At 63.4% G+C, this 26,292-nt stretch carries 20 protein-coding genes and 5 tRNA genes; 9 read left to right on the forward strand and 16 right to left on the reverse strand.

All coding sequences use genetic code 11. The features are described 5' to 3' along the window. Nucleotides 1-47 precede the first annotated feature (47 nt). The 7 genes from M6E97_RS13855 to tig form a co-directional block, all read right to left on the reverse strand. Nucleotides 48-1,913: a SurA N-terminal domain-containing protein gene (locus tag M6E97_RS13855; RefSeq protein ID WP_003087933.1), complete on the reverse strand. Its 1,866-nt coding sequence runs from the start codon at nucleotides 1,911-1,913 to the stop codon at nucleotides 48-50. A 103-nt stretch (nucleotides 1,914-2,016) separates the two neighbouring features. Beyond that, nucleotides 2,017-2,093 (reverse strand) — tRNA-Asp (locus tag M6E97_RS13860). A 51-nt stretch (nucleotides 2,094-2,144) separates the two neighbouring features. Then, entirely contained in the window at nucleotides 2,145-2,417 is a 273-nt protein-coding gene (hupB, locus tag M6E97_RS13865; protein WP_003087931.1) for a nucleoid-associated protein HU-beta, read from the reverse strand. 135 nt (nucleotides 2,418-2,552) lie between these two features. After that, nucleotides 2,553-4,949, reverse strand: a complete 2,397-nt coding sequence (gene lon, locus M6E97_RS13870) for an endopeptidase La (protein ID WP_003124759.1) — start codon at nucleotides 4,947-4,949, stop codon at nucleotides 2,553-2,555. Nucleotides 4,950-5,080: 131 nt separating this feature from the next. Beyond that, nucleotides 5,081-6,361 (reverse strand): ATP-dependent Clp protease ATP-binding subunit ClpX, encoded by a 1,281-nt coding sequence (gene clpX / locus M6E97_RS13875; RefSeq protein ID WP_003087924.1) that lies wholly within the window; start codon nucleotides 6,359-6,361, stop codon nucleotides 5,081-5,083. A gap of 104 nt (nucleotides 6,362-6,465) precedes the next feature. Continuing rightward, entirely contained in the window at nucleotides 6,466-7,107 is a 642-nt protein-coding gene (gene clpP, locus M6E97_RS13880) for an ATP-dependent Clp endopeptidase proteolytic subunit ClpP (RefSeq protein WP_003098129.1), read from the reverse strand. A gap of 93 nt (nucleotides 7,108-7,200) precedes the next feature. Then, nucleotides 7,201-8,511 carry a trigger factor gene (gene tig / locus M6E97_RS13885; protein ID WP_003087920.1) on the reverse strand — a complete coding sequence of 437 codons (1,311 nt, stop codon included), beginning with the start codon at nucleotides 8,509-8,511 and terminating at the stop codon, nucleotides 7,201-7,203. 231 nt (nucleotides 8,512-8,742) lie between these two features. Here tig and parR point away from each other — a divergent pair, with 231 nt between their 5' ends. The 3 genes from parR (at nucleotide 8,743) to M6E97_RS13900 (ending at nucleotide 12,674) form a co-directional block, all read left to right on the forward strand. After that, the gene (gene parR, locus M6E97_RS13890) at nucleotides 8,743-9,450 is read left to right on the forward strand and encodes a response regulator transcription factor ParR (protein WP_003087915.1); all 708 of its coding nucleotides are present in this window, start codon (nucleotides 8,743-8,745) and stop codon (nucleotides 9,448-9,450) included. Next, nucleotides 9,451-10,737, forward strand: a complete 1,287-nt coding sequence (parS, locus tag M6E97_RS13895; protein WP_034005421.1) for a sensor histidine kinase ParS — start codon at nucleotides 9,451-9,453, stop codon at nucleotides 10,735-10,737. A 104-nt stretch (nucleotides 10,738-10,841) separates the two neighbouring features. Then, nucleotides 10,842-12,674 (forward strand): serine hydrolase domain-containing protein, encoded by a 1,833-nt coding sequence (locus M6E97_RS13900; RefSeq protein WP_034005422.1) that lies wholly within the window; start codon nucleotides 10,842-10,844, stop codon nucleotides 12,672-12,674. Nucleotides 12,675-12,960: 286 nt separating this feature from the next. Here the strand turns inward: M6E97_RS13900 and M6E97_RS13905 are convergent, their stop codons facing one another. The 5 genes from M6E97_RS13905 to M6E97_RS13925 all read right to left on the reverse strand — a co-directional run bounded on the left by M6E97_RS13905 (nucleotide 12,961) and on the right by M6E97_RS13925 (nucleotide 13,855). Then, complete coding sequence (locus M6E97_RS13905; protein WP_003087901.1) at nucleotides 12,961-13,182, reverse strand: hypothetical protein; 222 nt, start codon at nucleotides 13,180-13,182, stop codon at nucleotides 12,961-12,963. A gap of 188 nt (nucleotides 13,183-13,370) precedes the next feature. Next, nucleotides 13,371-13,446: transfer RNA gene (locus M6E97_RS13910), tRNA-His, on the reverse strand. Nucleotides 13,447-13,512: 66 nt separating this feature from the next. Continuing rightward, nucleotides 13,513-13,597 (reverse strand) — tRNA-Leu (locus tag M6E97_RS13915). Nucleotides 13,598-13,651: 54 nt separating this feature from the next. Then, nucleotides 13,652-13,727, reverse strand: a tRNA-His gene (locus M6E97_RS13920). Between the two features lie 51 nt (nucleotides 13,728-13,778). Further along, nucleotides 13,779-13,855 (reverse strand) — tRNA-Arg (locus M6E97_RS13925). Nucleotides 13,856-14,133: 278 nt separating this feature from the next. Here M6E97_RS13925 and folD point away from each other — a divergent pair. Beyond that, the gene (folD, locus tag M6E97_RS13930) at nucleotides 14,134-14,988 is read left to right on the forward strand and encodes a bifunctional methylenetetrahydrofolate dehydrogenase/methenyltetrahydrofolate cyclohydrolase FolD (RefSeq protein WP_009876250.1); all 855 of its coding nucleotides are present in this window, start codon (nucleotides 14,134-14,136) and stop codon (nucleotides 14,986-14,988) included. A 57-nt stretch (nucleotides 14,989-15,045) separates the two neighbouring features. Here the strand turns inward: folD and cysS are convergent, their stop codons facing one another. Together cysS and M6E97_RS13940 are read right to left on the reverse strand one after the other, a co-directional pair. Beyond that, nucleotides 15,046-16,428: a cysteine--tRNA ligase gene (cysS, locus tag M6E97_RS13935; protein ID WP_003113587.1), complete on the reverse strand. Its 1,383-nt coding sequence runs from the start codon at nucleotides 16,426-16,428 to the stop codon at nucleotides 15,046-15,048. Nucleotides 16,429-16,437: 9 nt separating this feature from the next. Then, complete coding sequence (locus M6E97_RS13940) at nucleotides 16,438-18,108, reverse strand: glutamine--tRNA ligase/YqeY domain fusion protein (protein WP_003117695.1); 1,671 nt, start codon at nucleotides 18,106-18,108, stop codon at nucleotides 16,438-16,440. A 122-nt stretch (nucleotides 18,109-18,230) separates the two neighbouring features. Between M6E97_RS13940 and M6E97_RS13945 the strand changes: the two genes are divergently transcribed. The 3 genes from M6E97_RS13945 (at nucleotide 18,231) to M6E97_RS13955 (ending at nucleotide 20,920) form a co-directional block, all read left to right on the forward strand. After that, nucleotides 18,231-18,728 (forward strand): peptidylprolyl isomerase, encoded by a 498-nt coding sequence (locus M6E97_RS13945; protein WP_003087890.1) that lies wholly within the window; start codon nucleotides 18,231-18,233, stop codon nucleotides 18,726-18,728. Nucleotides 18,729-18,732: 4 nt separating this feature from the next. Continuing rightward, nucleotides 18,733-19,455 carry a UDP-2,3-diacylglucosamine diphosphatase gene (lpxH, locus tag M6E97_RS13950; RefSeq protein ID WP_009314628.1) on the forward strand — a complete coding sequence of 241 codons (723 nt, stop codon included), beginning with the start codon at nucleotides 18,733-18,735 and terminating at the stop codon, nucleotides 19,453-19,455. 133 nt (nucleotides 19,456-19,588) lie between these two features. Continuing rightward, a complete protein-coding gene (locus M6E97_RS13955) occupies nucleotides 19,589-20,920 on the forward strand; it encodes an SPFH domain-containing protein (RefSeq protein WP_003087885.1) in 1,332 nt (443 codons plus the stop codon). A 49-nt stretch (nucleotides 20,921-20,969) separates the two neighbouring features. On the opposite strand, the gene M6E97_RS13960 is transcribed toward M6E97_RS13955, so the two are convergent. Further along, nucleotides 20,970-21,593, reverse strand: a complete 624-nt coding sequence (locus M6E97_RS13960; protein WP_004342965.1) for a tRNA isopentenyl-2-thiomethyl-A-37 hydroxylase MiaE — start codon at nucleotides 21,591-21,593, stop codon at nucleotides 20,970-20,972. Between the two features lie 170 nt (nucleotides 21,594-21,763). Here M6E97_RS13960 and M6E97_RS13965 point away from each other — a divergent pair, with 170 nt between their 5' ends. Continuing rightward, entirely contained in the window at nucleotides 21,764-22,627 is an 864-nt protein-coding gene (locus M6E97_RS13965; RefSeq protein WP_034005160.1) for a universal stress protein, read from the forward strand. Nucleotides 22,628-22,682: 55 nt separating this feature from the next. Here the strand turns inward: M6E97_RS13965 and M6E97_RS13970 are convergent, their stop codons facing one another. Continuing rightward, entirely contained in the window at nucleotides 22,683-23,150 is a 468-nt protein-coding gene (locus tag M6E97_RS13970; protein ID WP_003098041.1) for a DUF1289 domain-containing protein, read from the reverse strand. A 381-nt stretch (nucleotides 23,151-23,531) separates the two neighbouring features. Here M6E97_RS13970 and acnB point away from each other — a divergent pair, with 381 nt between their 5' ends. Beyond that, the gene (gene acnB / locus M6E97_RS13975) at nucleotides 23,532-26,141 is read left to right on the forward strand and encodes a bifunctional aconitate hydratase 2/2-methylisocitrate dehydratase (RefSeq protein ID WP_034005162.1); all 2,610 of its coding nucleotides are present in this window, start codon (nucleotides 23,532-23,534) and stop codon (nucleotides 26,139-26,141) included. Nucleotides 26,142-26,292: the final 151 nt, after the last annotated feature.

The raw sequence follows: 26,292 nt of genomic DNA on the forward strand, positions 1-26,292 counted from the left end.
GAATAAAGAAAAGGCCGCGTAAGCGGCCTTTTCTCTGCATCTCGGTCTCAGTATTTCTCGACTTCCGCCTTGTCCTGCAACTGACGGCGGAAGGCGGCGAAGTCTGCCTGTCCGCTGCGCGAAGCCAGGAAGCGGCGGTACATGGCCTTCTCGTCGTCGGAGATAGCCTCCTCCGGCTCGCTGACGCCATTCAGGCGGATCACCACGTAATCGCCATTGGCCAGGGTCACGCCAGAGAGCGAAGGCTTGTCCTTGGCCTCCGGACGCTGCATGCGGAACACCGCCTGGAGCAGTTTCGGATCGACGCCTTCCTGGCCGCGGGAGGCCGCCTCGACCACTTTCCACGACTCACCCGCTGCGGAAGAGGTACGGCCTTCACGCAGCTCTGCAATCAGGGCCTCGCCACGCTTCTGCGCCTCCTCGGCGGCCTTTTCGGCGGCCAGGCGCTCGCGGATGTTCGCCGCGACCTGCTCCAGCGGTTGCTCCTTCGGCTTGTTGTGTTCCTTGACCCGCAGCACCACCACGGTGTCCGGATCCAGCTCGATGGCGCCACTGTTGGCCGCTTCTTCCAGCACCTCGGGGCTGAACGCGGTCTGCACGATCTGGCGGTTGGCAGCGATGCCGTCGCCCCCCGAACGTCCGAACGGCTGGCTGGTCTGGACCTTCAGGCCCATTTCCTGCGCCGGCTGGCTCAGGTCGGCGGCTTCGTAGGCGGAGCTTTCCAGATCCTTAGTAGCCTCGACGAAACGCTGCTCGACCATCTGCTTCTTCAGTTCGTCCTCGAGCTTCGGCTTGAGGCTTTCCAGGCTCGGCACTTCCGGTGCCTGCACGCCCAGCAGCTTGATCAGGTGGTAGCCGTACGGAGTCTTCACCGGGGCGGATACCTCACCTTGCTTCAGCGCATACAGCGCCTCCTCGAACGCGGGGTCGTACACGCCGCGACCGGCGTAGCCCAGGTCGCCGCCGGTGGCGGCCGAGCCGATATCCTGGGAGAACTCCTTGGCCAGCGCGGCGAAATCCTCGCCCTTGGCCAGGCGAGCTTTGATCTCGTCGATCTTCGCCTTGGCCTGCTCGTCGCCGACCTTGTCGTTCACCTCGATCAGGATGTGGGCGGCATCGCGCTGCTCGGAGAGGTTGGCGATTTCCTTCTGGTACAACGCCTCGAGGTCTTCCTGCTTCACCTTGACCTGGTCGAAGAAGGAGGACTTCTTCAGTTCCACGTATTCGACGACCACCTGCTCGGGAGTCATGAACTCGCTCTTGTGGCCTTCGTAGAAGGCCTTCACCTCGTCCTCGCTCACGCTGCTCTTGGACGCGTCGGCCTTGATCGCCAGGGTGGCGAAGTCGCGGGTCTGCTTCTCGAGGCGAGCGAAGGACTGCAATTCGTTGTCGGTGACGAAACCGGTGCCCGCCAGGCCGGCGCGAAGCTGGCCGATGAGCATTTCCTGGCCGAGCATCTGGCGGAACTGCATGCGGCTGTAGTTCATCTGGCGGATGACCTGGTCGAAGCGATCCGCGTTGAACTTGCCGTCGACCTGGAACTCGGGAGTTTGCAGGATCAACTGGTCCAGCGCCTGGTCGGAGAAGGCAAACTTGTCGTCCTTGGCGGCCTGGAGCAGCAGGGTACGCTCGATCAGCCCCTTCAGGGCCGCTTCCTTGAGCAGCTTGTCATCCAGCATGGACGGATCGAAATCCTTGCCCAGGCGTTGCAGCAGCTGGCGACGCTGCATGTCCACGGCCTGTTGGACTTCATTGAGACTGATATCGTCGCCGTTGACCTTGGCGGCCACGTTGGAGTGGTCGGTGGCCCGGATGATCGCGTCGAAGCCGGTCAGCGACAGGAGAACGATGATCACGCCAATGATGGTCTTGGCGATCCAGCCCTGGGAATTATCCCTGATGTTCTGCAGCATGCAGCCCCCAAAAACTGCCACGACCAGCCGTCTTGGGCGGCGCGGCGTGGGTAAGAGATGCGGATATAAGAAAGGCGCATCCGAGGATGCGCCTTCTCGTAACTGGCGGAGCGGACGGGACTCGAACCCGCGACCCCCGGCGTGACAGGCCGGTATTCTAACCGACTGAACTACCGCTCCGCAGCCAGGCCAGCCTTGGCCGACCTGGGTAGAACGAGTCCCAAAAGACGCTTAGTTGACAGCATCCTTCAGGGCTTTACCGGCTTTGAAGCCCGGGATCTTGGCAGCGGCGATCTTGATCGGCTTGCCAGTTTGCGGGTTGCGACCGGTGCGAGCAGCGCGCTCTTTGACAGCGAAGGTGCCGAAACCAACCAGCACGACGGAGTCACCAGCCTTCAGGGCGCCAGTGACGGACTCGATCACTGCGTCCAGTGCGCGACCGGCAACAGCTTTCGGGATATCAGCAGATGCGGCAATTGCATCGATCAGTTCCGACTTGTTCACTCTAAGTCCCCTTATTTCTGTTGAGTATGTTTCTATGTGTTAGGTGTAAGGAAATTCTGCGCTGGTAGGCCAACTGACTCAGCAAGTGCCGCTTTATAACAAGGGCCCAAAAACAGTGTCAAGAATACCTACCGACTAATGCGTGCTAATTCGCTCCTTGGAATCAGGCTCGCGTTTTTCATCCTTTGCAACCATCTCCGGAGCCGCATCGGGCAAGGGCTCCGGGGCGTATTGCAGCGCAATTTGCAGGACTTCGTCAATCCATTTAACCGGTTTAATAACCAGATCACTCTTAATATTGTCCGGAATTTCCTTCAGGTCGCGAACATTTTCCTCGGGAATGATCACCGTCTTGATCCCGCCGCGGTGCGCCGCCAAAAGTTTTTCTTTCAGCCCACCGATCGCCAGCACCTGCCCACGCAGGGTGATCTCCCCGGTCATTGCCACGTCGGCGCGCACCGGGATCTGCGTGATCGCCGAAACCAGCGCCGTGCACATGCCGATGCCTGCGCTCGGGCCATCCTTCGGCGTAGCGCCTTCCGGAACGTGGATATGGATGTCACGCTTCTCGTGGAAGTCCGCCGCGATTCCTAGGCTCTGGGCGCGGCTGCGCACCACGGTCAACGCCGCGGTGATCGATTCCGCCATCACGTCACCCAGCGATCCGGTCTTGGTCAACTGGCCCTTGCCCGGTACCACGGCCGCCTCGATGGTAAGCAGCTCGCCGCCGACCTGGGTCCAGGCCAGCCCGGTCACCTGGCCGATCTGGTCCTGCTGTTCGGCGAGGCCATAACGGAACTTGCGCACGCCGAGGTAGTTCTCCAGCGTCTCGCTGGACACCACCGCCTGGATACGCTTGAGCTTGGCATGCTCCTTCACCGCCTTGCGGCAGACCTTGGCGATCTGCCGCTCGAGGCTGCGCACCCCGGCTTCGCGGGTGTAGTAGCGAATGATGTCGCGCAGGGCGCCTTCCTCGAAGGTCAGCTCGCCCTTCTTCAGGCCGTTGGCCTGGACCTGCTTCGGAATCAGGTACTTGGAGGCGATGTTGACCTTCTCGTCCTCGGTGTAGCCCGGCAGGCGGATGACTTCCATCCGATCCAGCAGGGGCGCCGGGATGTTCATCGAGTTCGCGGTGCAGAGGAACATCACGTCGGACAGGTCGTAGTCGACTTCCAGGTAGTGATCGTTGAAGTTGTGGTTCTGCTCCGGGTCGAGCACCTCGAGCAGCGCCGAGGCGGGATCCCCGCGCATGTCGCTGCCCATCTTGTCGATTTCGTCGAGGAGGAACAGCGGGTTGCGCACGCCGACCTTGGTCATCTTCTGGATCAGGCGGCCCGGCATGGAGCCGATATAGGTACGACGGTGACCGCGGATCTCGGCCTCGTCACGCACGCCGCCGAGCGCCATGCGCACGAACTTGCGATTGGTGGCGCGAGCGATGGATTCGGCCAGGGAGGTCTTGCCCACGCCGGGCGGCCCCACCAGGCAAAGGACCGGGCCCTTGAGCTTCTTCACCCGCTTTTGCACGGCGAGATACTCGAGAATGCGCTCCTTGACCTCTTCCAGGCCGTAATGGTCGGCATCGAGGATGTCTTCCGCCTTGGCGAGATCATGGCGCACCTTGCTCTCGGCCTTCCACGGCACGTTCAGCAGCCAGTCTATGTAGGAACGCACCACGGTGGCTTCCGCCGACATCGGCGACATCTGCTTGAGCTTGTTCAGCTCGGCAGTGGCCTTGGTGTGCGCCTCCTTGGTCAGGCCGGCGGCGTCGATGCGCTTCTTCAGCTCCTCGACTTCGTTGTGCCCTTCGTCGATATCGCCGAGTTCCTTCTGAATGGCCTTCATCTGCTCATTCAGGTAGTACTCGCGCTGGCTGCGCTCCATCTGCTTCTTGACCCGGCCGCGGATACGCTTTTCCACCTGCAGCAGGTCGATCTCGGCATCCAGCAGCGCCAGGACATGCTCGACCCGCGACGACAGGTCGGTGATCTCCAGGATGTCCTGCTTCTGCTCGATCTTCAGCGCCATGTGCGCGGCCATGGTATCGACCAGCCTGCTCGGCTCGTCGATGCTGTTCAGCGAAGAAAGCACCTCGGCGGGGACTTTCTTGCCCAACTGGACGTATTGCTCGAACTGGCTCAGCAGGCTGCGAGTGAAGACCTCGGCCTCGCGCTCGCCGACATTGGCGTCATCGATGGCCTGGACCGCGGCACGAATGTGCCCTTCCTCCTCGATGAAGCGCTCGACCTGGCCGCGCTGCTCGCCTTCGACCAGCACCTTGACGGTGCCATCCGGCAGCTTGAGCAACTGCAGCACGGTAGCGACCGTACCCATGCGGTACAGGCCATCTTCGCCCGGATCGTCGTCCGCGGGGTTTTTCTGCGCCAGCAGGAGGATTTGCTTGTCGCCGGTCATCGCTGCCTCCAGGGCCTCGATGGACTTTTCCCGACCGACGAACAACGGGATGACCATGTGCGGGTACACCACCACGTCACGTAGCGGCAGCAAGGGCAATTCGACGAGTGTTTTCATAATGTCGGCTCTACAGCGGCACTTGGCCACGAAACAGATAGGAAGACCTTTCAGCCTAAGATGGGGTTAGGCCCGGGAAAAAACAAGCGTGCCAGTCGGAAAAGAAAAGGGGCCCGAAGGCCCCTGCTCTTTCATGCCTCAGGCGCAGCCTTGGCTGGCTTTTCGCTGTTCTCGTAGATCATCAGGGGTTGCGACGAGCCATCGATGACACTCTCATCGATGACCACCTTGCTGACATCCTGCTGGGAGGGAATCTCGTACATGGTATCGAGAAGGATACCTTCGAGAATTGAACGCAAGCCACGTGCACCGGTCTTGCGTTCGAGCGCCTTGCGGGCAACCGCCTTGAGTGCGTCCGGACGGAATTCGAGGTCGACGCCTTCCATCTCGAACAGCTTGGCGTACTGCTTGGTGAGAGCGTTCTTCGGCTCGGTCAGGATCTGCATGAGCGCAGCCTCGTCGAGCTCATCAAGAGTCGCGATCACCGGCAAACGCCCTACAAACTCGGGAATAAGACCGAACTTGACGAGATCTTCCGGCTCGACTTCCTTGAACGCCTCGCCGACCTTCTTGCCCATCTCCTGACTGCGCACTTCGGCATTGAAACCGATGCCGCCGCGCGCGGAACGGTTCTGGATGACCCGCTCCAGACCGGCGAAAGCGCCGCCGCAGATGAACAGGATGTTGCGCGTATCGACCTGCAGGAACTCCTGCTGCGGATGCTTGCGACCGCCCTGCGGCGGTACCGAGGCAACGGTGCCCTCGATGAGCTTCAGCAGGGCCTGCTGCACACCCTCGCCGGAGACGTCGCGAGTGATGGAGGGGTTGTCCGATTTCCGGGAAATCTTGTCGATCTCGTCGATGTAGACGATGCCCATCTGGGCCTTCTCCACATCGTAATCGCACTTCTGCAAGAGTTTCTGGATGATGTTCTCGACATCCTCGCCCACGTAGCCCGCTTCCGTCAGCGTGGTCGCATCGGCGATGGTGAACGGCACGTTCAGCAGACGTGCGAGGGTCTCGGCCAGCAGGGTCTTGCCCGAGCCGGTTGGGCCGATCATCAGAATGTTGCTCTTGCCGAGCTCGATATCGTCCTTCTTGTCACGCTGGTTGAGGCGCTTGTAGTGGTTGTATACCGCTACCGCCAGAACCTTCTTGGCCCGCTCCTGCCCGATCACGTACTGATCGAGGATGGTGCGGATCTCTTTCGGCGCCGGAAGTTTGTGCCCACTACTTTCCGCCTGCGCTTCCTGCACCTCCTCGCGGATGATGTCATTGCACAGGTCGACACACTCGTCGCAGATAAAGACCGAGGGGCCGGCAATCAACTTGCGCACTTCGTGCTGGCTCTTGCCGCAGAAGGAGCAATACAGCAGCTTGCCGTTGTCCTCGCCGTTGCGGGTATCAGTCATTCGATCGATCCAATGGGTAGCTTCAAACACAAGATGAAGGCAATTGTGGGCATTTTCAAGCCCACGAGGCGGCCGAATGTCTCGACCGCCAGTATTGCGGAGCCTTAGACGGCCAGGTCGCGCTGGGTCATGACCTTGTCGATCAGGCCATACTTGACGGCTTCGTCACCGCTCATGAAGCGGTCACGGTCGGTATCGCGGGCAATGACGTCCAGGGGCTGGCCGGTGTGGTGCGCCAGGATCTGGTTCAGACGCTCCTTGATGAAGAGGATTTCCTTGGCATGGATCTCGATATCCGAGGCCTGGCCCTGGAAACCGCCCAGCGGCTGGTGGATCATCATCCGCGAATGCGGCAGGCAGTAGCGCTTGCCGGCGGCACCGCCCGCAAGCAGCAGGGCACCCATGCTGCACGCCTGACCGATACAGGTGGTCGAGACGTTGGGCTTGATGAACTGCATGGTGTCGTAGATGGACATCCCGGCAGTCACCGAGCCACCCGGCGAGTTGATGTAGAGATGAATGTCCTTCTCGGGATTTTCAGCCTCCAGGAACAGCAACTGGGCAACCACCAGGTTGGCCATGTAGTCCTCGACCTGGCCGACCAGGAAGATGATCCGCTCCTTCAGCAGGCGCGAATAGATGTCGTAGGCGCGCTCGCCGCGGGCGGACTGCTCCACCACCATGGGCACCAGGCCACCGGCGGCCTGGATATCGGGAACGTGCGGAATAAAAGAGTTGCGAGACATGTCTTGCGATCACTCCCTAACAGATAGTGAAGCCTCAAAGACGCACAAGCCAGCACTAAGGCTGGCTTGTGGGATTCGAACGAGAGGAACGAATCAGGCCGCTTGCGGAGCTTCGGCCGGCTTGACCGCTTCTTCGTAGGATACCTGCTTATCAGTCACAGTGGCCTTTTGCAGGACAGTATCTACGACTTGTTCTTCCAGTACAACAGAACGGACTTCGTTCAGCTGGGGCTCGTTCTTGAAGTACCAGGCGACGACCTGCTCGGGCTCCTGGTAGGCCGAGGCCATTTCCTCGATCATTTCGCGAACGCGACCTTCGTCGGCCTTCAGCTCGTGCTGCTTGACCACTTCGGCGACGATCAGGCCCAGCACCACACGGCGCTTGGCCTGCTCTTCGAACAGCTCGGCCGGCAGTTGGTCAGGCTTGATGTTGCCACCGAACTGCTGGACGGCCTGCACGCGCAGACGGTTCACTTCGTTGCCGATCAGGGCCTTGGGCACTTCGATCGGGTTGGCCTGCAGCAGACCTTCCATGACCTGGTTCTTGACCTTGGACTTGATCGCCTGGCGCAGCTCGCGCTCCATGTTCTTCTGCACTTCGGCGCGGAAGCCATCGAGACCGGTTTCCTTCACGCCGAACAGAGCGAAGAACTCTTCGTTCAGTTCCGGCAGCTTGGGCTCGGCTACGCTATTGACGGTAACGGTGAACTCGGCAGCCTTGTTGGCCAGGTCCAGGTTCTGGTAGTCCTCGGGGAAGGTCAGGTTGAGCACGCGCTCTTCACCGGCCTTCGCCCCCACCAGCCCTTCTTCGAAGCCGGCGATCATGCGACCAGAGCCCAGCACCAGCAGGGTGCCCTTGGCGGAACCGCCGGCGAAGGCTTCGCCGTCGATCTTGCCGACGAAGTCGATGTTCAATTGGTCATCGTTCTGGGCGGCACGCTCGACCACTTCGAAACGGGTGTTCTGCTTGCGCAGGACATCGAGCATGTTGTCGACATCAGCATCGGAAACTTCGGCCTGCAGGCGCTCGACCTTGATGTCTTCCAGGCCGGAAACGGTAAATTCCGGGAAGACTTCGAAGGTTGCGATGTATTCCAGGTCCTTGCCTTTCTCGAAGGACTTGGGCTCTACCGACGGCGAACCGGCCGGATTCAGCTTCTGCTCGACCACGGCTTCGTAGAAGGTTTCCTGGATCAGATCGCCCATGGCTTCCTGGCGCGCGGAAGCTTCGTAGCGCTGACGAATGACACTCATCGGCACCTTGCCGGGGCGGAAACCTGGAATCTTGGCACGACGGGCGGTCTGCTGCAGACGCTTGTTGACTTCGGTCTCGATACGCTCGGCAGGCACACCAACGGTCATGCGGCGCTCAAGAGCGGAAGTGCTTTCAACAGAAACTTGCATGGATATTCCTCGTTGCACAGACGTAAGCCGGTCCTTCCGGCTCCCAGAATCAAGGGCATGCATTCTAGTAGAGGGAAAAGCAGAAGTCACCCCGCCAGGGCGCAGGCGGATCCCCGGGGTGTTTCCGGCCGCTTCCGCCGATCGCAGCCCGGTCTCGAACGAGTCGCTGGAGCTTCGCCGGAAGCGGGTGCATATAATGCCAGCCGATTCCGCTCCGACCGATGAAACCCTATGGACTGCCCTACCCTCAGCAAGGTATTGCTCGTCGAAGACGACCAGAAGCTCGCCCGCCTGATTGCCAGCTTCCTTTCCCAGCATGGTTTCGAAGTGCGCCAGGTGCATCGCGGTGATGCCGCGTTCGCCGCTTTCCTCGACTTCAAGCCGCAAGTGGTGGTTCTCGACCTCATGCTCCCCGGACAGAATGGTCTGCAGGTGTGCCGGGAGATCCGCCGGGTCGCGAACCTGCCGATCCTCATACTCACCGCCCAGGAGGACGATCTTGATCACATCCTCGGCCTGGAGTCCGGCGCCGACGACTACGTGATCAAGCCGATCGAGCCACCGGTGCTGCTCGCCCGCCTGCGCGCCCTGATGCGCCGGCACGCGCCCCTTCCCGCCTCCCCGGAAAGCCTGACATTCGGCAAGCTGAACATCGACCGACGGCGGCGCGAAGCGGAACTCGAAGGCCGCGGCATAGAACTGACCACGATGGAGTTCGAGCTGCTCTGGCTGCTGGCCAACCAGGCAGGGGAAATACTTTCCCGCGACGAGATCCTCAACCAGATCCGCGGCATCGGCTTCGACGGCCTGAACCGCAGCGTCGACGTCTGCATCAGCAAGCTGCGCAATAAACTGAAGGACAATCCGCGCGAGCCGGTCCGGATCAAGACCGTCTGGGGCAAGGGCTACCTGTTCAACCCGCTGGGCTGGGAACTCTGAATGCTGCGCCTGTTCCTGCGCCTCTACCTGCTGCTGGCCCTGGGGTTCGCTGCCGCGATCTTCGTGGTCGACCATGTCATCGACGCGTTCTACGACAGCATCGTCGAGAACTATCACCGCGACGCCGTTCGCGGCCAGGCCTATTCGCTGGTGGAAAAGCTGGCCCCGCTGGACCAGGCCGGACGCCAGCGACAGCTCGAAGACTGGCGTCCCCACTACGGGCTCGAGCTGAGCCTGACGGATGCCAGGCAGGCGAAGCTGACGCAGGAAGAGCAGGCCCTCCTCGACAAGAACCTGCTGGTGGTACGCGAGGACTTTACGGAATTCATCAGCCGCATCGACGCGGGTCCGCAGCTGCTCGACATCAAGCTGCCGCCGGAACCCTCGCTGACCCCACTGTTCACCGTGCTGGCCTACATCCTGCTCGGCGTGCTGGTCGGCATCGCCCTGCTGGTATGGGTCCGCCCGCACTGGCGCGACCTCGAGACCCTGCGCCTGGCCGCGCAACGCTTCGGCGATGGCGACCTGTCATCGCGCACGCGCATTTTCCGACGCTCCGATATCCGCACCCTGGCCCAGCACTTCAACCAGATGGCCGACCGCATCGAAAGCCTGATCAGCAACCAGCGCGAACTGACCAACGCGGTATCCCACGAATTGCGCACGCCGATCTCCCGCCTGTCCTTCGAACTCGAGCAATTGAACAAGCAGGTCGACGCCGAAGTACACCACGACCTGATAGAGGACATGCGCGCCGACCTCGGCGAACTGGAGGAAATGGTCTCCGAACTGCTGACCTACGCCCGCCTGGAGCACGGCAACGTCGGGAGCCACCGGGAAATCGTCGACGCCGCGAGCTGGCTGGATAGCGTCGTCGCCGACGTCGCCCTGGAAGCCGAAGCCGCCGGAGTCACCTGCGAGATCAGCGCCTGCCAGGTCGAACAGATCCGCATCGAGCCTCGCTTCATGGCGCGCGCCGTGATCAACCTGCTGCGCAACGCCATCCGCCACGCACACTCGCGCGTCGAAATCGCCCTCCTCGATCAAGGCGACAGCTGTCAGATACGGGTCAACGACGACGGCCCCGGGATACCGGCGGACGCCCGGCAGAAGATCTTCGAACCCTTTTCGCGCCTGGACGACAGCCGCGACCGCAGCACCGGCGGCTTCGGCCTGGGCCTGGCGATCGTCCGCCGGGTCGCGCAATGGCATGGCGGCTATGCGGAAGCGCTGGAAACGCCGCAGGGAGGCGCCTCCTTCCGCCTGACCTGGGAGCGACCCCGTTGACAGCGGAGGCTTAACAATCTTTCACAGATTGCTGACAAAGCCGTAAGGATTGCCAGCCAGGCCCGCCCTAGCATGGGACACCTCGCCTTTCCGCCAGGTATTCCATGTTTCGCGCCATGCACCTTCCCCTTCTCGGCTGCCTGCTCGGCACCAGCGGCTGCCACGGCCTGCCACCCGCCCCGCCAGCGCCGAGCGCCGCCGTGGGCAACTACGGCGAGGTCATCGACTATCTGCAACGCCACATCCGCCGGGAAATGGAAAGGCAGGACGTGCCCGGCCTGGCCCTGGCATTGGTCGACGACCAGCAACTGGTCTGGGCCCGCGGTTTCGGCTATGCCGACCGACAGCACAGGATCAACGCCAGCGAGCACACCGCATTCCACGCCGGCGACCTGTCCAAGCTACTGATCGCCAGCGCGACCCTGCAACTGGCCGAACGCGGCCAACTCTCTCTCGACGCTCCGCTCCAGGACACCTTGCGCGAGTTCTACGTACGCTCACGCTTCCATGCCGACCAGAGCGAGGCGGATCGCGCGATCACTTTCCGCCGGCTGCTCAGCCATCAGTCCGGCCTTCCTGGCGAACACCTGCCGCCCCTGTTCGGCGAACGCCCGAACTCACTCGGCCAACTGCCGGCGAAAGTATCCGGTGTCTGGCTGAGCAATCCGCCGGGAACCCAGGTCGCCCATTCCAACCTTGGCTACGAACTGGTCGGCGCGGCCATCGAGCGCAACACCGGAAAGCACTTCGAGCAGCACATGCGCGAGCACCTGCTGGAGCCTTTGCAGATGACCCGCTCCAGCTTCGCCAGGAACGCCCTGCCCCAGGCGCAACGCGCCCACGGCTACAGCGGCGGCGGTCGCCCCGGCTCCGCCAGCGACCTCCCGGTCAACGATCTGTGGAGCAGCCCGGTCGACCTCAGCCGCTTCGTCCGCATGCTGTTCGCCAACGGGCGCCACAAGGAGCGCCAGCTTCTCAGGAAACACTCCGTCGAGGAGATGTTCCGCCAGCAGAACGCCGGCAATGCCCTGGACTTCGACTGCCAGGTGGGCCTGGCCTGGTTCCTCAGCCCGTGCGGCTCCGCGCCGCTGGAAGGGGGCATCCGTCACTATGAGTACGCCAGCGCCACCCCAGGATTCAGCGCCCACCTGGTTCTGCTGCCGGAACAGCGCCTCGCCGCCATTGTCATGAGCAACGCCGATGACAGCGGTTCGCTCACCGCCTCCCTGGCCCGGCAAGCGGCGTCGCTCATGCTGCAGGTCAGGCAGGGCGCTCGTCGCCCCGCCGTACAGCCCACCCCCGCGCGCGCGCCCGCACTGAAGGTGCCGAGCCGGGAGGACCGGCGACAGCTATACGGTCGCTACGCAACCCGCCAAGGCCAGGTTCGCCTGTACGAGCGCCGGGGTCGCCTGTACGCAGATTTCGGCGAACAACGCGTGGAACTGTTGCGCGACACCTCGGGCTGGCTGCAGATGAGAAAAAGACTGCTGGGATTCTGGCCCGTCGGCGTGGACAGCGCCGGACAGTTGCAACTGGACGTGGTCAGCTACGGCCAACGCCGAATCCTGGTGTCCCGCCGCCACGGCCAGGCCGCCTACCTCGGCGAGCGCATCGAGCCGACACCCCTGCCCCAGGCCTGGACCGAAGCCGTCGGCACCTACCGCGTCGCCAGCACGGGCCGGCACAGCTACCTGAACGGCCTGAGCATCAGGATCGAAGACGGCTTCCTGCTGGTGCGCGGGCAAGCCGGAGGAACCCGCTCCGGCGAGTTCATCCTGCAACCCATCGACAGCGCACACGCCGTCCTGGCCGGCAGCGGCCAGGGCCTGGGAGACACCTTCAGTCGCGACTTCGACGGTCTGAACGCGCTCGGCTACCGCTTCGCCCAGCAAGACACCAAGGCACGTCCCTGGCCGCAACGGAAGGAGTCCCCATGAGAAACCCCTCCCTGTGCCTCGCCGGCACGCTCGCCAGCCTCTGCTCCGCCGCTGTCGCCGAAGAGTGGCATGACAGCATCGGCCTGGGCGCCCAGGTGAAACACCGTTTCTGAAACGCACCGAGAGAGAATACGAACATGTTCACCGCCTTCGCCTTCCGCGGCCGCCAACCTTATACCGTTCGCCGGAACACAGCCCAGGGCGCGACCTTGCGCCCGAAACTGGCGAACCGGCCGGATGCGCCGGCTTCCGCCGGGAAGTCCTGAACTGCGGAGCGTCTACGGCCTCATTGGCAACGGATCACGCCGCTGGCGATTTCGTCGTCGATGGAGCGCAGCGCATCGGCATCCTGGTGCATCTGCTCGATCACCTCGAGCAGGCGCTGCGCCAGCTTCGGATCGTTCGCCCGCTCGACGGCGCGCATGACCTCGACCGCAGCCGATTCATGATTGTTCGCCATCTGCTTGAGAGCCTTGCGCAAGCGCTGCTCGGTCCATTTCATCGACATGTCGCTTCACCCAGACTGCATATACGGACCCGCCAGGAACGACGGGCTCGCTTAAGAGCGCCGGAGCTGGAACAAGTTCAACCTGCCGTCGCCCCATGAGGGCGGGCTGGGTGCCGGAAAGACAAGCGGAGAAGAGATCGTGAAGCGCAAACGAAAACGCCAGGCACAAGGCCTGGCGCTTCGAAATATGGGGTGGACGATGGGAATCGAACCCACGACACCAGGAGCCACAATCCTGTGCTCTACCAACTGAGCTACGCCCACCATATCGTGAATCGTGCCGGACGTTCCGGCTTCAACCGCAGCGGCCGGACAAGCCGAGCCTGAAGGTGGTGCGGACGGAGAGACTCGAACTCTCACGCCTTGCGGCGCTGGAACCTAAATCCAGTGTGTCTACCAATTCCACCACGTCCGCGGGACACTGCTTGGAAATGAAAACGCCAGGCCTCGGGCCTGGCGCTTCGGAATATGGGGTGGACGATGGGAATCGAACCCACGACACCAGGAGCCACAATCCTGTGCTCTACCAACTGAGCTACGCCCACCATATTACGACTTGCGGTAAAACATCGCCTGCTTCTTGCCGATTCGCCGAATGGCGCACCCGGCAGGACTCGAACCTGCGACCATCCGCTTAGAAGGCGGATGCTCTATCCAGCTGAGCTACGGGCGCTTTATTCATCTGCATTCAATGCTGAGCGCAAACTTTAAGCTCTGGCAATCACAAAGTCAGCAACCGACTTGCATTACCTCTTACCCTGCGTCCGGCTGTGCTCGGCAAGCGGGGCGCATGTTATACAGGGGGCGAAAGGCCGTCAACGGGTTTTTTAAAAAAATTCAGCTATATAAAGGAGTTACGGCAAATCCGCGGGTCGCCTCCTTTGCCCCGGGCGGCGTCCATGCGAAAATGCGCGTCCTTTTTCCACCCGATTCGATGGTTACCCTTCCGACATGACCGCACAACTGATCGACGGCAAAGCGATCGCCGCCAACCTTCGCCAGCAGATAGCCCAACGCGTGACCGAGCGCCGCCAGCAAGGCCTGCGCGTTCCCGGCCTGGCGGTGATCCTGGTCGGCACCGATCCGGCCTCTCAGGTCTATGTGGCGCACAAGCGCAAGGACTGCGAGGAAGTCGGCTTTCTCTCCCAGGCCTACGATCTTCCCGCCGAAACCAGCCAGGACAACCTGCTGGCCCTGATCGACCGCCTGAACGACGATCCCGCCATCGACGGCATCCTGGTCCAGCTACCCCTGCCCGCCCACCTGGACGCCTCCCTGCTGCTGGAGCGTATCCACCCGGACAAGGACGTGGACGGTTTCCATCCCTACAACATCGGCCGCCTGGCCCAGCGCATGCCCCTGCTGCGCCCCTGCACCCCGAAAGGCATCATGACCCTGCTCGCCAGCACCGGCGCCGACCTGTACGGCATGGACGCGGTCGTGGTCGGCGCCTCGAACATCGTCGGCCGGCCCATGGCTCTGGAGTTGCTGCTGGGTGGCTGCACCGTCACCGTGACCCACCGCTTCACCCGCGACCTGGCCGACCATGTGTCGCGCGCCGACCTGGTGGTGGTCGCTGCCGGCAAGCCGGGACTGGTCAAGGGCGAGTGGATCAAGGAAGGCGCCATCGTCATCGACGTCGGCATCAACCGCCAGGCCGACGGCCGTCTGGTCGGCGACGTGGAATACGAGGTGGCGGCGCAACGCGCCAGCTGGATCACCCCGGTGCCGGGCGGCGTCGGGCCGATGACCCGCGCCTGCCTGCTGGAAAATACCCTGCACGCCGCCGAACACCTGCACGACTGAGGTCGCCGGTAATGAAAAGCCCCGCGAACGCGGGGCTTTTCATTTATCGCTGCGGGTTCAGTCGGCCAGGCGCCAGGTAGTGCCGCCCTTGCCATCCTCCAGCACCACGCCCATGGCGGTGAGCTGGTCGCGAATCCGGTCGGACTCCGCCCAGTTCTTCGCCGCCCGCGCCTCCAGGCGCGCCTGGATCAACGCCTCGACCTCGGCCGCATCGACCTTGCCCTCGGCGCCCGCCTGCAGGAAGGCTTCCGGCTCCAGCTGCAGCACCCCCAGCAGGCCAGCCAACTGCTTCAGGCGCGCGGCCAGCGCGGCCGCCGCCGACAGGTCGCTTTCGCGCAGACGATTGACCTCCCGCGCCAGCTCGAACAGCACCGAGCAGGCACCCGCGGTATTGAAGTCGTCGTCCATCGCCGCGGCGAAGCGCTCGACATACTCCGCCGCTTCCGCCGGCGCCGCCTCGGGCAGCCCCTTGAGCGCGTTGTAGAAACGGTCCAGGGCCGCCTTGGCCTCGCGCAGGTTCTCCTCCGAGTAGTTGATCGGACTGCGGTAATGGCTGGCGATCAGCAGGTAACGCACCACTTCGGGGTGATATTTCTCCAGCACTTCGCGGATGGTGAAGAAATTGCCCAGCGACTTGGACATCTTCTCGCCGTTGATGGTAATCATCCCGCAGTGCAGCCAGGACTTGGCGTAGGGCTTGCCGGTCGCGGCCTCGCTCTGGGCGATCTCGTTCTCGTGGTGAGGGAACTCCAGGTCGTTGCCACCGCCATGGATGTCGAAGGAATCGCCCAGGCAGCAGGTGGACATCACCGAGCATTCGATGTGCCAGCCCGGGCGCCCCTCGCCCCAGGGCGACGACCAGCTCGGCTCGCCCGGCTTGGCGCCCTTCCAGAGCACGAAATCGAGCGGATCCTCCTTCGCTTCGCCCGGCTCGATCCGCGCACCGATGCGCAGGTCCTCGACCCGCCGCCGCGACAACTTGCCGTAGCCAGCGAACTTGCCGACCCGGTAGTACACGTCACCGTTGCCCGGCGCGTAGGCATAGCCCTTGTCGATCAGGGTCTGGATCATCGCGTGCATGCCGGCGATGTGATCGGTGGCGCGCGGCTCCTGGTCCGGCTTGAGGATGTTCAGCCGGGCCTCGTCCTCGTGCATCGCCGCGATCATGCGCTCGGTCAGCACATCGAACGGCTCGCCGTTCTCGTTGGCGCGATTGATGATCTTGTCATCGATATCGGTGATGTTGCGCACGTACGTCAGGTCGTAGCCACGGTGGCGCAACCAGCGGGTGATCACGTCGAACGCCACCATGCTGCGGCCGTGGCCCAGATGGCAGTAGTCGTACACGGTCATGCCGCACACATACATGCGCACCTGGTTGCCGACCAGCGGCGTGAAGACTTCTTTGGTCTTGCTCAGCGTGTTGTAGATCTGCAGCACGGTCTTTCCTCAGCCCTGTCCCCAGGAGTCACGCAGGGTGACGGTACGGTTGAACACCGGCTTGCCCGGCCTGGAGTCCTTCAGGTCGGCGACGAAATAGCCTTCGCGCTCGAACTGGAAGCGATCCTCCGGGTTCGCCTGGCCCAGCGACGGCTCGGCGCGACAGCCGGTCAGTACCTGCAGGGAGTCGGCGTTGATGTTGTCGAGGAAGCTGCCGCCCTCTTCCGCCTTCTCCGGATTGGCCGAGCGGAACAGCCGATCGTACAGGCGCACTTCGCACTCGACGCTGCCCTCGGCCGGCACCCAGTGGATCACACCCTTGACCTTACGGCCTTCCGGGTTCTTGCCCAGGGTGTCCGGATCGTAGCTGCAGCGCAGTTCGACGATATTGCCGTCAGCATCCTTGATCGCTTCGTCGGCACGGATCACGTAGCTGCCGCGCAGACGCACCTCGCCACCGGGGATCAGGCGCTTGTAGCCGGCCGGCGGGACTTCCTCGAAGTCACCGGCATCGATGAACAGCTCGCGACCGAACGGCAGTACGCGCACTCCCATGTCTTCCTTCGGATGACGCGGCAACTCGAGGTTCTCCACCTGCCCTTCGGGGTAGTTGGTGATCACCACCTTGAGCGGTTTCAGCACGCACATGGCACGCGGCGCGGTGGCGTCCAGGTGGTCGCGGATGCTGAACTCGAGCATGCCGATGTCGACCACGCCGCTGGCGCGGTTCACCCCGATCATCTCGCAGAAGTTGCGGATCGACTCCGGGGTATAGCCGCGGCGGCGATAGCCGGACAGGGTCGACATCCGCGGATCGTCCCAGCCGCTGACATGGCCTTCGTCGACCAGTTGCTTGAGCTTGCGCTTGCTGGTCACGGTGTAGTTCAGGTTGAGCCGGGAGAATTCGTACTGGCGCGGTTGCGCAGGTACCGGCAGGTTGGCCAGGAACCACTCGTAGAGCGGACGATGGTCTTCGAATTCCAAGGTGCAGATCGAATGGGTGATGCCCTCGATGGCGTCCGACTGACCGTGGGTGAAGTCGTAGCTCGGGTAGATGCACCACTTGTCGCCGGTCTGGTGGTGATGCGCATGGCGGATGCGGTACAGGATCGGGTCGCGCAGGTTCATGTTCGGCGAACCCATGTCGATCTTCGCCCGCAGCGAACGGGCGCCGTCGGGGAACTCACCGGCCTTCATGCGGGCGAACAGGTCGAGGTTCTCCTCCACCGAACGGTCACGGTAAGGGCTGTTGCGGCCCGGCTCGGTGAGGGTGCCGCGGTATTCGCGCATTTCCTCAGGACCGAGGTCGCAGACGAACGCCTTGCCGGCCTTGATCAGCTCGACGGCCCAGGCATGCAGCTGGTCGAAATAGTTGGAGGCATAGCAGACCTCGCCGGACCACTGGAAGCCCAGCCACTTGATGTCGGCCTCGATGGCATCGATGTACTCCTGGTCTTCCTTGGCCGGGTTGGTGTCATCGAAGCGCAGATGGCAATCGCCAGCGAATTCCTGGGCCAGGCCGAAGTTCAGGCAGATCGACTTGGCGTGGCCGATGTGCAGGTAACCGTTGGGCTCCGGGGGGAAACGGGTGACGATCTTCGCGTGCTTGCCGGCATCCAGGTCGGCTTGAACGATCTGGCGCAGGAAGTTCGGGGCGGCGGTGGTCTCTGGCTTGCTCATGGGATCCTTGGTCATGCTCTCGCCCGACCAGGGTAGGCCGGGCAAATCAAAGCGCTTATCATAGCCGAAGCTGTCAACCCCCTGACAGGCCTTCGATTTTCACGACAAAGCGGATTACCCACATGATCAAGCTGCATACCAACCATGGCGTCATCACCCTGAAGCTCGATGAAGAGAAAGCCCCGGAAACCGCGGCGAACTTCAAGGAGTACGTGAAAAGCGGCCACTACGACAACACCGTTTTCCACCGCGTGATCAACAACTTCATGATCCAGGGCGGCGGTTTCGAGCCGGGCATGAAGCAGAAGCCCACTCGCGCACCGATCAAGAACGAAGCCAACAACGGCCTGACCAACAAGGTCGGCAGCATCGCCATGGCTCGTACCATGGACCCGCATTCGGCCAGCGCGCAGTTCTTCATCAACGTCGCCGACAACGATTTCCTCAACCACACCGCCCCCACCACCCAGGGCTGGGGCTATGCCGTCTTCGGCGAAGTGGTCGAGGGCATGGACGTGGTCAACAAGATCAAGGGCGTGGCCACCACCATGCGCAGCGGCCACCAGGACGTGCCGGCCGAGGACGTGATCATCGAGAAGGCCGAAATCGTCGAAGAATGAAGCGATGAGCGTCCTGTTCATCTCGGACCTGCATCTCGAAGCGGAACGCCCGGACATCACCCGGGCGTTTCTGTCTTTCCTCGATGAGCGCGCCCGCCGGGCCGAGGCCCTGTACATCCTCGGCGACTTCTTCGAAGCCTGGATCGGCGACGACGGCATGGACGCCTTCCAGCGTTCCATCGCCCAGTCCCTGCGCCAGGTGGCCGACGGCGGTACGCGCATCTACCTGATGCACGGCAATCGCGACTTCCTCATCGGCAAGGCGTTCTGCCGCGAGGCCGGATGCACGCTGCTGCCCGACCCGAGCGTGATCGACCTGTACGGCGAGCCGGTATTGCTGATGCACGGGGACAGCCTGTGCACCCGCGACGAGGCCTACATGCGCCTGCGCCGCTGGCTGCGCAACCCGCTCACGCTCTGGGTACTGCGCCACCTGCCGCTGGCCACCCGGCACAAGCTGGCACGCAAGCTGCGCAAGGAAAGCCGCGCGCAGACCCGCATGAAAGCCGTCGACATCATCGATGTCACACCCGAAGAGGTGCCCCGGGTCATGCGCAGGCATGGCGTGCGTACCCTGATCCACGGCCACACTCATCGGCCGGCCGAACACCCGCTGGACATCGACGGCCAGCCCGCCCGGCGCATCGTGCTCGGCGACTGGGACCGCCAGGGCTGGGCCCTGGAGGTCGACGCCAACGGCCATCGCCAGGCGCCCTTCCCGCTCTGACCCACCCCAGGCCCGCCATGCGGGCCTTTCAGCGAAACATTATGCGATTCGCATTTTTTCCGCCGTCCATCTTGACGTTGCGGGCCACCTTTCAGCAGGATCGCGCTCCCCCACCCCGCATCAAGGAATGATCGTGATCATCTCGAAGGGAAACCTGATCAAGTTCGTCGCCGCCCCCCTCGGCGTGCTCGCCCTCGGCTTCGGCCTGTTCAACGGCGTGTTCTTCTATAACGAAGCCGGCTTCATGACCCACGTAAGGACCATCTTCGGCGACGAGAAGATCGTCGATGACGTCGGCTACGCGACCAAGTGGTTCGGTCGCGCCACCACCTGGAAGAAGGCCATCAGCGTGCAGTCCGTGCTGGTCATGGACGATAACGACACCAATCCGGACAACGACGGCCTCGGCGCCACCATCGAGGCTTTCCCGATCGTGTTCCTCGGCAACGTCGACGCCAAGGTCGAATCTTCCGCGCGCTTTCGCCTGCCCGGCGGCGAGCCGTTCCTGAAGATGGCCCAGGAATACCGCAACCCGGACAATTTCATCCGCACCGCACTGGTGCCGGCGATCAAGGAAACCCTCCAGGCCACCGCTTCGCTGATGAGCGCCGACGACTACTACGCCGGAGCCCGCAGCGAATTCGCCGCCGAGTTCGAGAACCAGCTCAACGACGGCCTGTACCTGATCAAGCGCAAGGAAGTCCGCGGGCCGCGCGGCGCCATTCCGCACCAGACCGCGATCCTCCAGGCCGGCACCGAGCAGGGAGCGTTCGGCGACAACAACGCCAGCCAGTTCGTCACCGAGAAGGTCACCGATGCCAAGGGCATCCCGGTACGCAAGCAACAGCAGTTCCGCAAGTTCGGCGTCGAGGTGGTGGAAGCGCGGATCACCAACGTCGATCCCAACCCGCAGTACAAGCAGCGCATGGTCAAGGTCCAGCAGGCGCTCGCCGAGCTGGCGGTGGCGCGGCAGAACCGCCTGAAGGAAGAAGAGGAAAAGCTGCTGGTCACCGCCCGCGGCGAGAAGGAAGTCGAGGCCAAGCGCCAGGAAACCCTGCGCGACCAGATCGAACGCACCACCCAGGCGGAAACCGACAAGCAATTGGCGGTGATCAACGCCGAGCGCGAGAAGCAGCGCGCCGAGATCGAGAAGCAGACCGCCGAACTGCTGCGCGACAAGGCCACGGTGACCGCCCAGGCCACCAAGATCACCGCCGACGCCGAGGCCTACGCCCGCGAAGCGGTGATCAAGGCAGACGGCGCGTTGCAGCCGAAGCTCGACGCGCTGATCGCGATCAACAAGGTCTGGGCCGAAGCCGCCGCCCAGGCCCCCGTCCCCAGCGTAATGATGGGCGCCGGCGCCAACGGCGCGGCGAGCCGCCAGGACGAGATCGGCCAGCTGATGGGCGTTTTGGCGACCAAGGCCGCCCGCGACCTGGCTCTCGACCTCAAGGTCAAGGACTGATCCAGGCAGCAAAAAAAAGCGCCCCGCGGGGCGCTTTCTTGTTTCCGGCTCAGGCCACCAGGTCCACCGGGAGGCCGCTGTGGAAGCGGAACTCGTTGTCCGGACTGCTGATCAGCTCGGCCTCCTTGGCCCGCACCACCTCGATCGTCCGCTCCACGTCGGCCTCGTCGCCGTACTGGTAGGCCAGCTTCAGGTAGTCCTGGAAATGCCGCGACTCGGACTTCAGCAAACCGCCGTAGAATTTCGCCAGCTCCGCGTCCAGGTGCGGCACCAGGGCGGCGAAGCGCTCGCAGGAACGCGCCTCGATGAAGGCGCCGACCACCAGCGTATCGGTCAGCCGCTGCGGCTCCTGCTTGCGCACCAGGTCGCGCAGCGCCGAGGCGTAGCGGGAGGCGCTGACATTGACCACCGGGATACCGCGTTTCTTCAGGATCGCCAGCACCTGCTCGAAGTGGCGCAGCTCCTCGCGCGCCAGGCGGCTCATCTTGTTCACCAGGTCCAGGCGGCCGGAGTACTTGCCGATCAGTTGCATCGCCGTCGCCGCAGCCTTCATCTCGCAGGCCTTGTGGTCCAGCAGCATGACGTCCTGGCGCTCCAGGGCCGCCTCGACCCAGGCGGCGGGAGTGGAACAGGCGAGGAATTGGTCGATCTCGGGCAACATGGTGCAGGTCACTCATTCTGGAAAGGGTCTGCCACGACGCTGGTCGGGGCAGGAAAGGCGGAGCATTATACGGAAGCTGCGGTGGTCGGGCAGGCCGACCCGTTTGATATGCATCAAGAGCAGCGGCTGGATTGCGTCTAGAGTTGTTTCAGCGATAACCACAAGCACTCAGGGAGACGATCATGCAAGCCATTCGCAGCATCCTCGTGGTGATTGAACCGGACCAGTTGGAAGGTCTCGCCCTGAAACGGGCACAACTGATCGCCGGCGTGACCCAGTCGCACCTGCACCTGCTGGTCTGCGAGAAGCGCCGCGACCACAGCGCCGCCCTCAACGACCTGGCCCAGGAACTGCGCGAGGAAGGCTACAGCGTCTCGACCAACCAGGCCTGGAAGGACTCCCTGTACCAGACCATCATCGCCGAGCAACAGGCCGAAGGCTGCGGGCTGATCATCAAGCAGCACTTTCCCGACAACCCGCTGAAAAAGGCCATCCTCACCCCGGACGACTGGAAACTGCTGCGCTTCGCGCCCTGCCCGGTACTGATGACCAAGACCGCCCGGCCCTGGACGGGCGGAAAAATCCTCGCCGCGGTCGACGTCGGCAACAACGACGGCGAGCACCGCTCCCTGCACGCCGGGATCATCAGCCATGCCTACGACATCGCCGGCCTGGCCAAGGCCACGCTGCACGTGATCAGCGCCCACCCCTCGCCGATGCTCTCCTCCGCCGACCCGACCTTCCAGCTCAGCGAAACCATCGAGGCCCGCTATCGCGAGGCCTGCCGCACCTTCCAGGCCGAGTACGGTTTCAGCGACGAACAATTGCACATCGAGGAAGGTCCGGCCGACGTGCTGATCCCGCGCACCGCGCAGAAGCTCGACGCGGTGGTCACCGTGATCGGCACCGTGGCGCGCACCGGGTTGTCCGGCGCGCTGATCGGCAATACCGCGGAAGTGGTGCTGGATACCCTGGAAAGCGACGTGCTGGTGTTGAAGCCGGACGACATCATCGCCCACCTGGAGGAGCTGGCCAGCAAGGAGTGACCGCTGGTCGGACGAAAAAGCCGCCCAAGGGCGGCTTTTTCGCTGGAAACACCGCCTATCTGTCGATCGCCTGCAGGAACGAGGGCGCGATGTAGCGCTGGTAATGCGCTTCCGACAGCAGGAAGAATTCCCGGTCGATGGCATCGCGCAGGTCCGGCAGGCTCCAGTCGCGGAATTCCGGCAGCAGTGCCACGCCGTAGGCTTCGATCTGGTTGATCAGCCGGGAACCGCGGGCGATCAACTGGTAGGCCCAGCAATAGGGAGACTGCTCGGGAACGAAGCGGATCTGCCGCTGCTCCAGTTGCAGGCGCAGGCGCGCGGCGTCGAAGACTTCCAGCTTGGCGGCCATCACCTGGGCCAGCAACTGCTCAAGGCGACTCCAGACAGCCCGCTTTTCCTCGGCGTCGTAGAGGTTCCAGTTGACCACCTCATGGTGGAAACGCTTGCAGCCACGGCATACCAGGTCGCCGTATACCGTGGAGCAAAGCCCTACGCAGGGGGTTTTGATTCTTTGCGAAGACATGGCCGGGACAACGAAAACAAAGCGGCATCTTAGCCCTTTGTCTAATCAAGTTCACCCTGTGGTTCCTGGGGTTTCCGACTTAACTTTGCGTCGAGTTTCCAGTAACATTGGTCCGCCTTTTTAGGCGCCAATGTCCGTTAGAAGCTGTTTTCAAAGCGTCACGAGCACAGTTTCCGGCAGGTACGCTGGCGACGGCGCCTCCCTCAAGCGTCTCGCCAGCCCCACCCCAGCCCGCCGGCGTAAAACTTTGAAAACAGCTTCTGTCTGGAACCTGCCGATGCCCTCGTAGGTTGGTGGATTACCGTCCACCTGGGCCTGACGAGCGGATCTGCGTCGGTTCCTGGATACGTGTCCCCCGGGACCACTGATGAGGGAAATACTGTGCTTGAAGCCTACCGCAAACACGTAGAAGAGCGTGCCGCCCAGGGTGTCGTGCCCCAACCGCTGAACGCCGAACAGACCGCAGGCCTGGTCGAGCTGCTGAAGAACCCGCCGGCCGGCGAAGAAGAATTCCTCCTTGACCTGATCACCAACCGCGTACCGCCGGGCGTCGACGAAGCCGCCTACGTCAAGGCCGGATTCCTTTCCGCCATCGTCAAGGGCGAAGCCACCTCCCCCCTTATCGACAAGCAACGTGCCGCCGAGCTGCTGGGCACCATGCAGGGCGGCTACAACATCGCCACCCTGGTCGAACTGCTGGACGACGCCGAACTGGCCAACACCGCCGCCGAACAGCTGAAGCACACCCTGCTGATGTTCGACGCCTTCCACGACGTCGCCGAGCGCGCCAAGAAGGGCAATGCCGCGGCCAAGTCCGTGCTGCAATCCTGGGCCGATGGCGAGTGGTTCAAGGCCAAGCCGGAAGTCCCGGAAAAGCTGACTCTCACCGTATTCAAGGTCCCCGGCGAAACCAACACCGACGACCTCTCCCCGGCCCCCGACGCCTGGTCGCGCCCGGACATCCCGCTGCACGCCCTGGCCATGCTGAAGATGGCCCGCGACGGCATCGAGCCGGTCCAGCCGGGTTCGGTCGGTCCGCTGAAGCAGATCGAAGCGGTCAAGGCCAAGGGCTTCCCGGTCGCCTACGTCGGCGACGTGGTCGGCACCGGTTCCTCGCGCAAATCCGCCACCAACTCGGTGCTGTGGTTCTTCGGCGACGACATTCCGTTCGTGCCGAACAAGCGTGCCGGCGGCTTCTGCTTCGGCACCAAGATCGCGCCGATCTTCTACAACACCATGGAAGATGCCGGCGCCCTGCCGATCGAGTTCGACTGCACCAACCTGGCCATGGGCGACGTCATCGACGTATACCCCTATGAAGGCAAGGTCGTTCGCCACGACAGCGGCGAAGTGGTCACCACCTTCGAGCTGAAGACCCCGGTCCTGCTCGACGAAGTCCGCGCCGGCGGCCGTATCCCGCTGATCGTCGGCCGGGGCCTGACCGAGAAGGCCCGCGCCGAGCTGGGCCTGGCCGCCTCCGACCTGTTCCGCAAGCCGGAAGCACCGGCCGATAGCGGCAAGGGCTTCACCCTGGCGCAGAAAATGGTCGGCCGCGCCTGCGGTCTGCCGGAAGGCCAGGGCGTGCGCCCGGGCACCTACTGCGAACCGAAGATGACCACCGTCGGTTCCCAGGACACCACCGGCCCGATGACCCGCGACGAACTGAAGGACCTCGCCTGCCTCGGCTTCTCCGCCGACCTGGTGATGCAGTCCTTCTGCCACACCGCGGCCTATCCGAAGCCGATCGACGTCAAGACCCACCACACCCTGCCCGACTTCATCATGACCCGTGGCGGCGTGTCGCTGCGCCCGGGCGACGGCATCATCCACAGCTGGCTGAACCGCATGCTGCTGCCCGATACCGTTGGTACCGGCGGCGACTCGCACACCCGCTTCCCGATCGGCATCTCGTTCCCGGCCGGCTCCGGCCTGGTGGCCTTCGCCGCCGCCACCGGCGTGATGCCGCTGGACATGCCGGAGTCGGTGCTGGTGCGCTTCAAGGGCAAGCTGCAACCGGGCATCACCCTGCGTGACCTGGTCCATGCGATCCCTTACTACGCGATCCAGCAGGGCCTGCTGACCGTCGAGAAGAAAGGCAAGAAGAACATCTTCTCCGGCCGCATCCTCGAGATCGAAGGCCTCAACGACCTGACCGTGGAGCAGGCCTTCGAGCTGTCCGACGCCTCGGCCGAGCGTTCCGCCGCCGGCTGCACCATCAAGCTGCCGGAACAGGCGATCGCCGAGTACCTGAAGTCCAACATCACCCTGCTGCGCTGGATGATCGGCGAAGGCTACGGCGACCCGCGCACCCTGGAGCGTCGCGCCCAGGCGATGGAAGCCTGGCTGGCCAAGCCGGAGCTGCTGGAAGCCGACAAGGACGCCGAGTACGCCGCGGTGATCGAGATCGACCTGGCCGACGTCAAGGAGCCGGTGCTCTGCGCGCCGAACGATCCGGACGACGCGCGTCTGCTGTCGAGCGTACAGGGCCGCAAGATCGATGAAGTGTTCATCGGCTCCTGCATGACCAACATCGGTCACTTCCGCGCAGCCGGCAAGCTGCTGGACAAGGTCAAGGGCGGCATCCCGACCCGTCTGTGGCTGGCTCCGCCGACCAAGATGGACGCCCACCAGCTGACCGAGGAAGGCTACTACGGCATCTACGGCAAGGCTGGCGCGCGCATGGAAATGCCGGGCTGCTCGCTGTGCATGGGCAACCAGGCTCGCGTCCAGACCGGTTCCACCGTGGTCTCCACTTCGACCCGTAACTTCCCGAACCGTCTGGGCGATGCCACCGATGTGTTCCTGGCATCGGCCGAGCTGGCGGCGGTCTCCTCGATCCTCGGCAAACTGCCGACCGTGGAGGAGTACATGGCCTACGCGAAGGACATCGACAGCATGGCTGCCGACGTCTACCGCTACCTCAGCTTCGACCAGATCGCCGAGTTCCGCGAAGCGGCTGCGAACGCCAAGATCCCGGTCGTCCAGGCCTGATCCAGCGACGCGTCGAACAAGCCCCGCCCCGTGCGGGGCTTTTTCTTGCCCGGCGAAAACCCCCGCGCCGCCTGGCATAGCGCTTGCTGTGGCAGCTATGGAAAAGCGCGCCGACGACGGCGCCGGCGCACTGGAAAACGGGACGGCCCGC

Source organism: Pseudomonas sp. B111 (assembly GCF_026428275.1).
Lineage (GTDB): Bacteria > Pseudomonadota > Gammaproteobacteria > Pseudomonadales > Pseudomonadaceae > Pseudomonas > Pseudomonas aeruginosa.

Coding starts and splice junctions, on each gene's coding strand:
- M6E97_RS13970 (WP_003098041.1), bottom strand. CDS start 23,150: ATGTCTTCGCAAAGAATCAAAACCCCCTGCGTAGGGCTTTGCTCCACG.
- lon (WP_003124759.1), bottom strand. CDS start 4,949: ATGAAAACACTCGTCGAATTGCCCTTGCTGCCGCTACGTGACGTGGTG.
- tig (WP_003087920.1), bottom strand. CDS start 8,511: ATGCAAGTTTCTGTTGAAAGCACTTCCGCTCTTGAGCGCCGCATGACC.
- M6E97_RS13900 (WP_034005422.1), top strand. CDS start 10,842: ATGTTTCGCGCCATGCACCTTCCCCTTCTCGGCTGCCTGCTCGGCACC.
- clpX (WP_003087924.1), bottom strand. CDS start 6,361: ATGACTGATACCCGCAACGGCGAGGACAACGGCAAGCTGCTGTATTGC.
- lpxH (WP_009314628.1), top strand. CDS start 18,733: ATGAGCGTCCTGTTCATCTCGGACCTGCATCTCGAAGCGGAACGCCCG.
- M6E97_RS13945 (WP_003087890.1), top strand. CDS start 18,231: ATGATCAAGCTGCATACCAACCATGGCGTCATCACCCTGAAGCTCGAT.
- M6E97_RS13940 (WP_003117695.1), bottom strand. CDS start 18,108: ATGAGCAAGCCAGAGACCACCGCCGCCCCGAACTTCCTGCGCCAGATC.
- parR (WP_003087915.1), top strand. CDS start 8,743: ATGGACTGCCCTACCCTCAGCAAGGTATTGCTCGTCGAAGACGACCAG.
- folD (WP_009876250.1), top strand. CDS start 14,134: ATGACCGCACAACTGATCGACGGCAAAGCGATCGCCGCCAACCTTCGC.
- M6E97_RS13905 (WP_003087901.1), bottom strand. CDS start 13,182: ATGTCGATGAAATGGACCGAGCAGCGCTTGCGCAAGGCTCTCAAGCAG.
- M6E97_RS13855 (WP_003087933.1), bottom strand. CDS start 1,913: ATGCTGCAGAACATCAGGGATAATTCCCAGGGCTGGATCGCCAAGACC.
- clpP (WP_003098129.1), bottom strand. CDS start 7,107: ATGTCTCGCAACTCTTTTATTCCGCACGTTCCCGATATCCAGGCCGCC.
- parS (WP_034005421.1), top strand. CDS start 9,451: ATGCTGCGCCTGTTCCTGCGCCTCTACCTGCTGCTGGCCCTGGGGTTC.
- M6E97_RS13965 (WP_034005160.1), top strand. CDS start 21,764: ATGCAAGCCATTCGCAGCATCCTCGTGGTGATTGAACCGGACCAGTTG.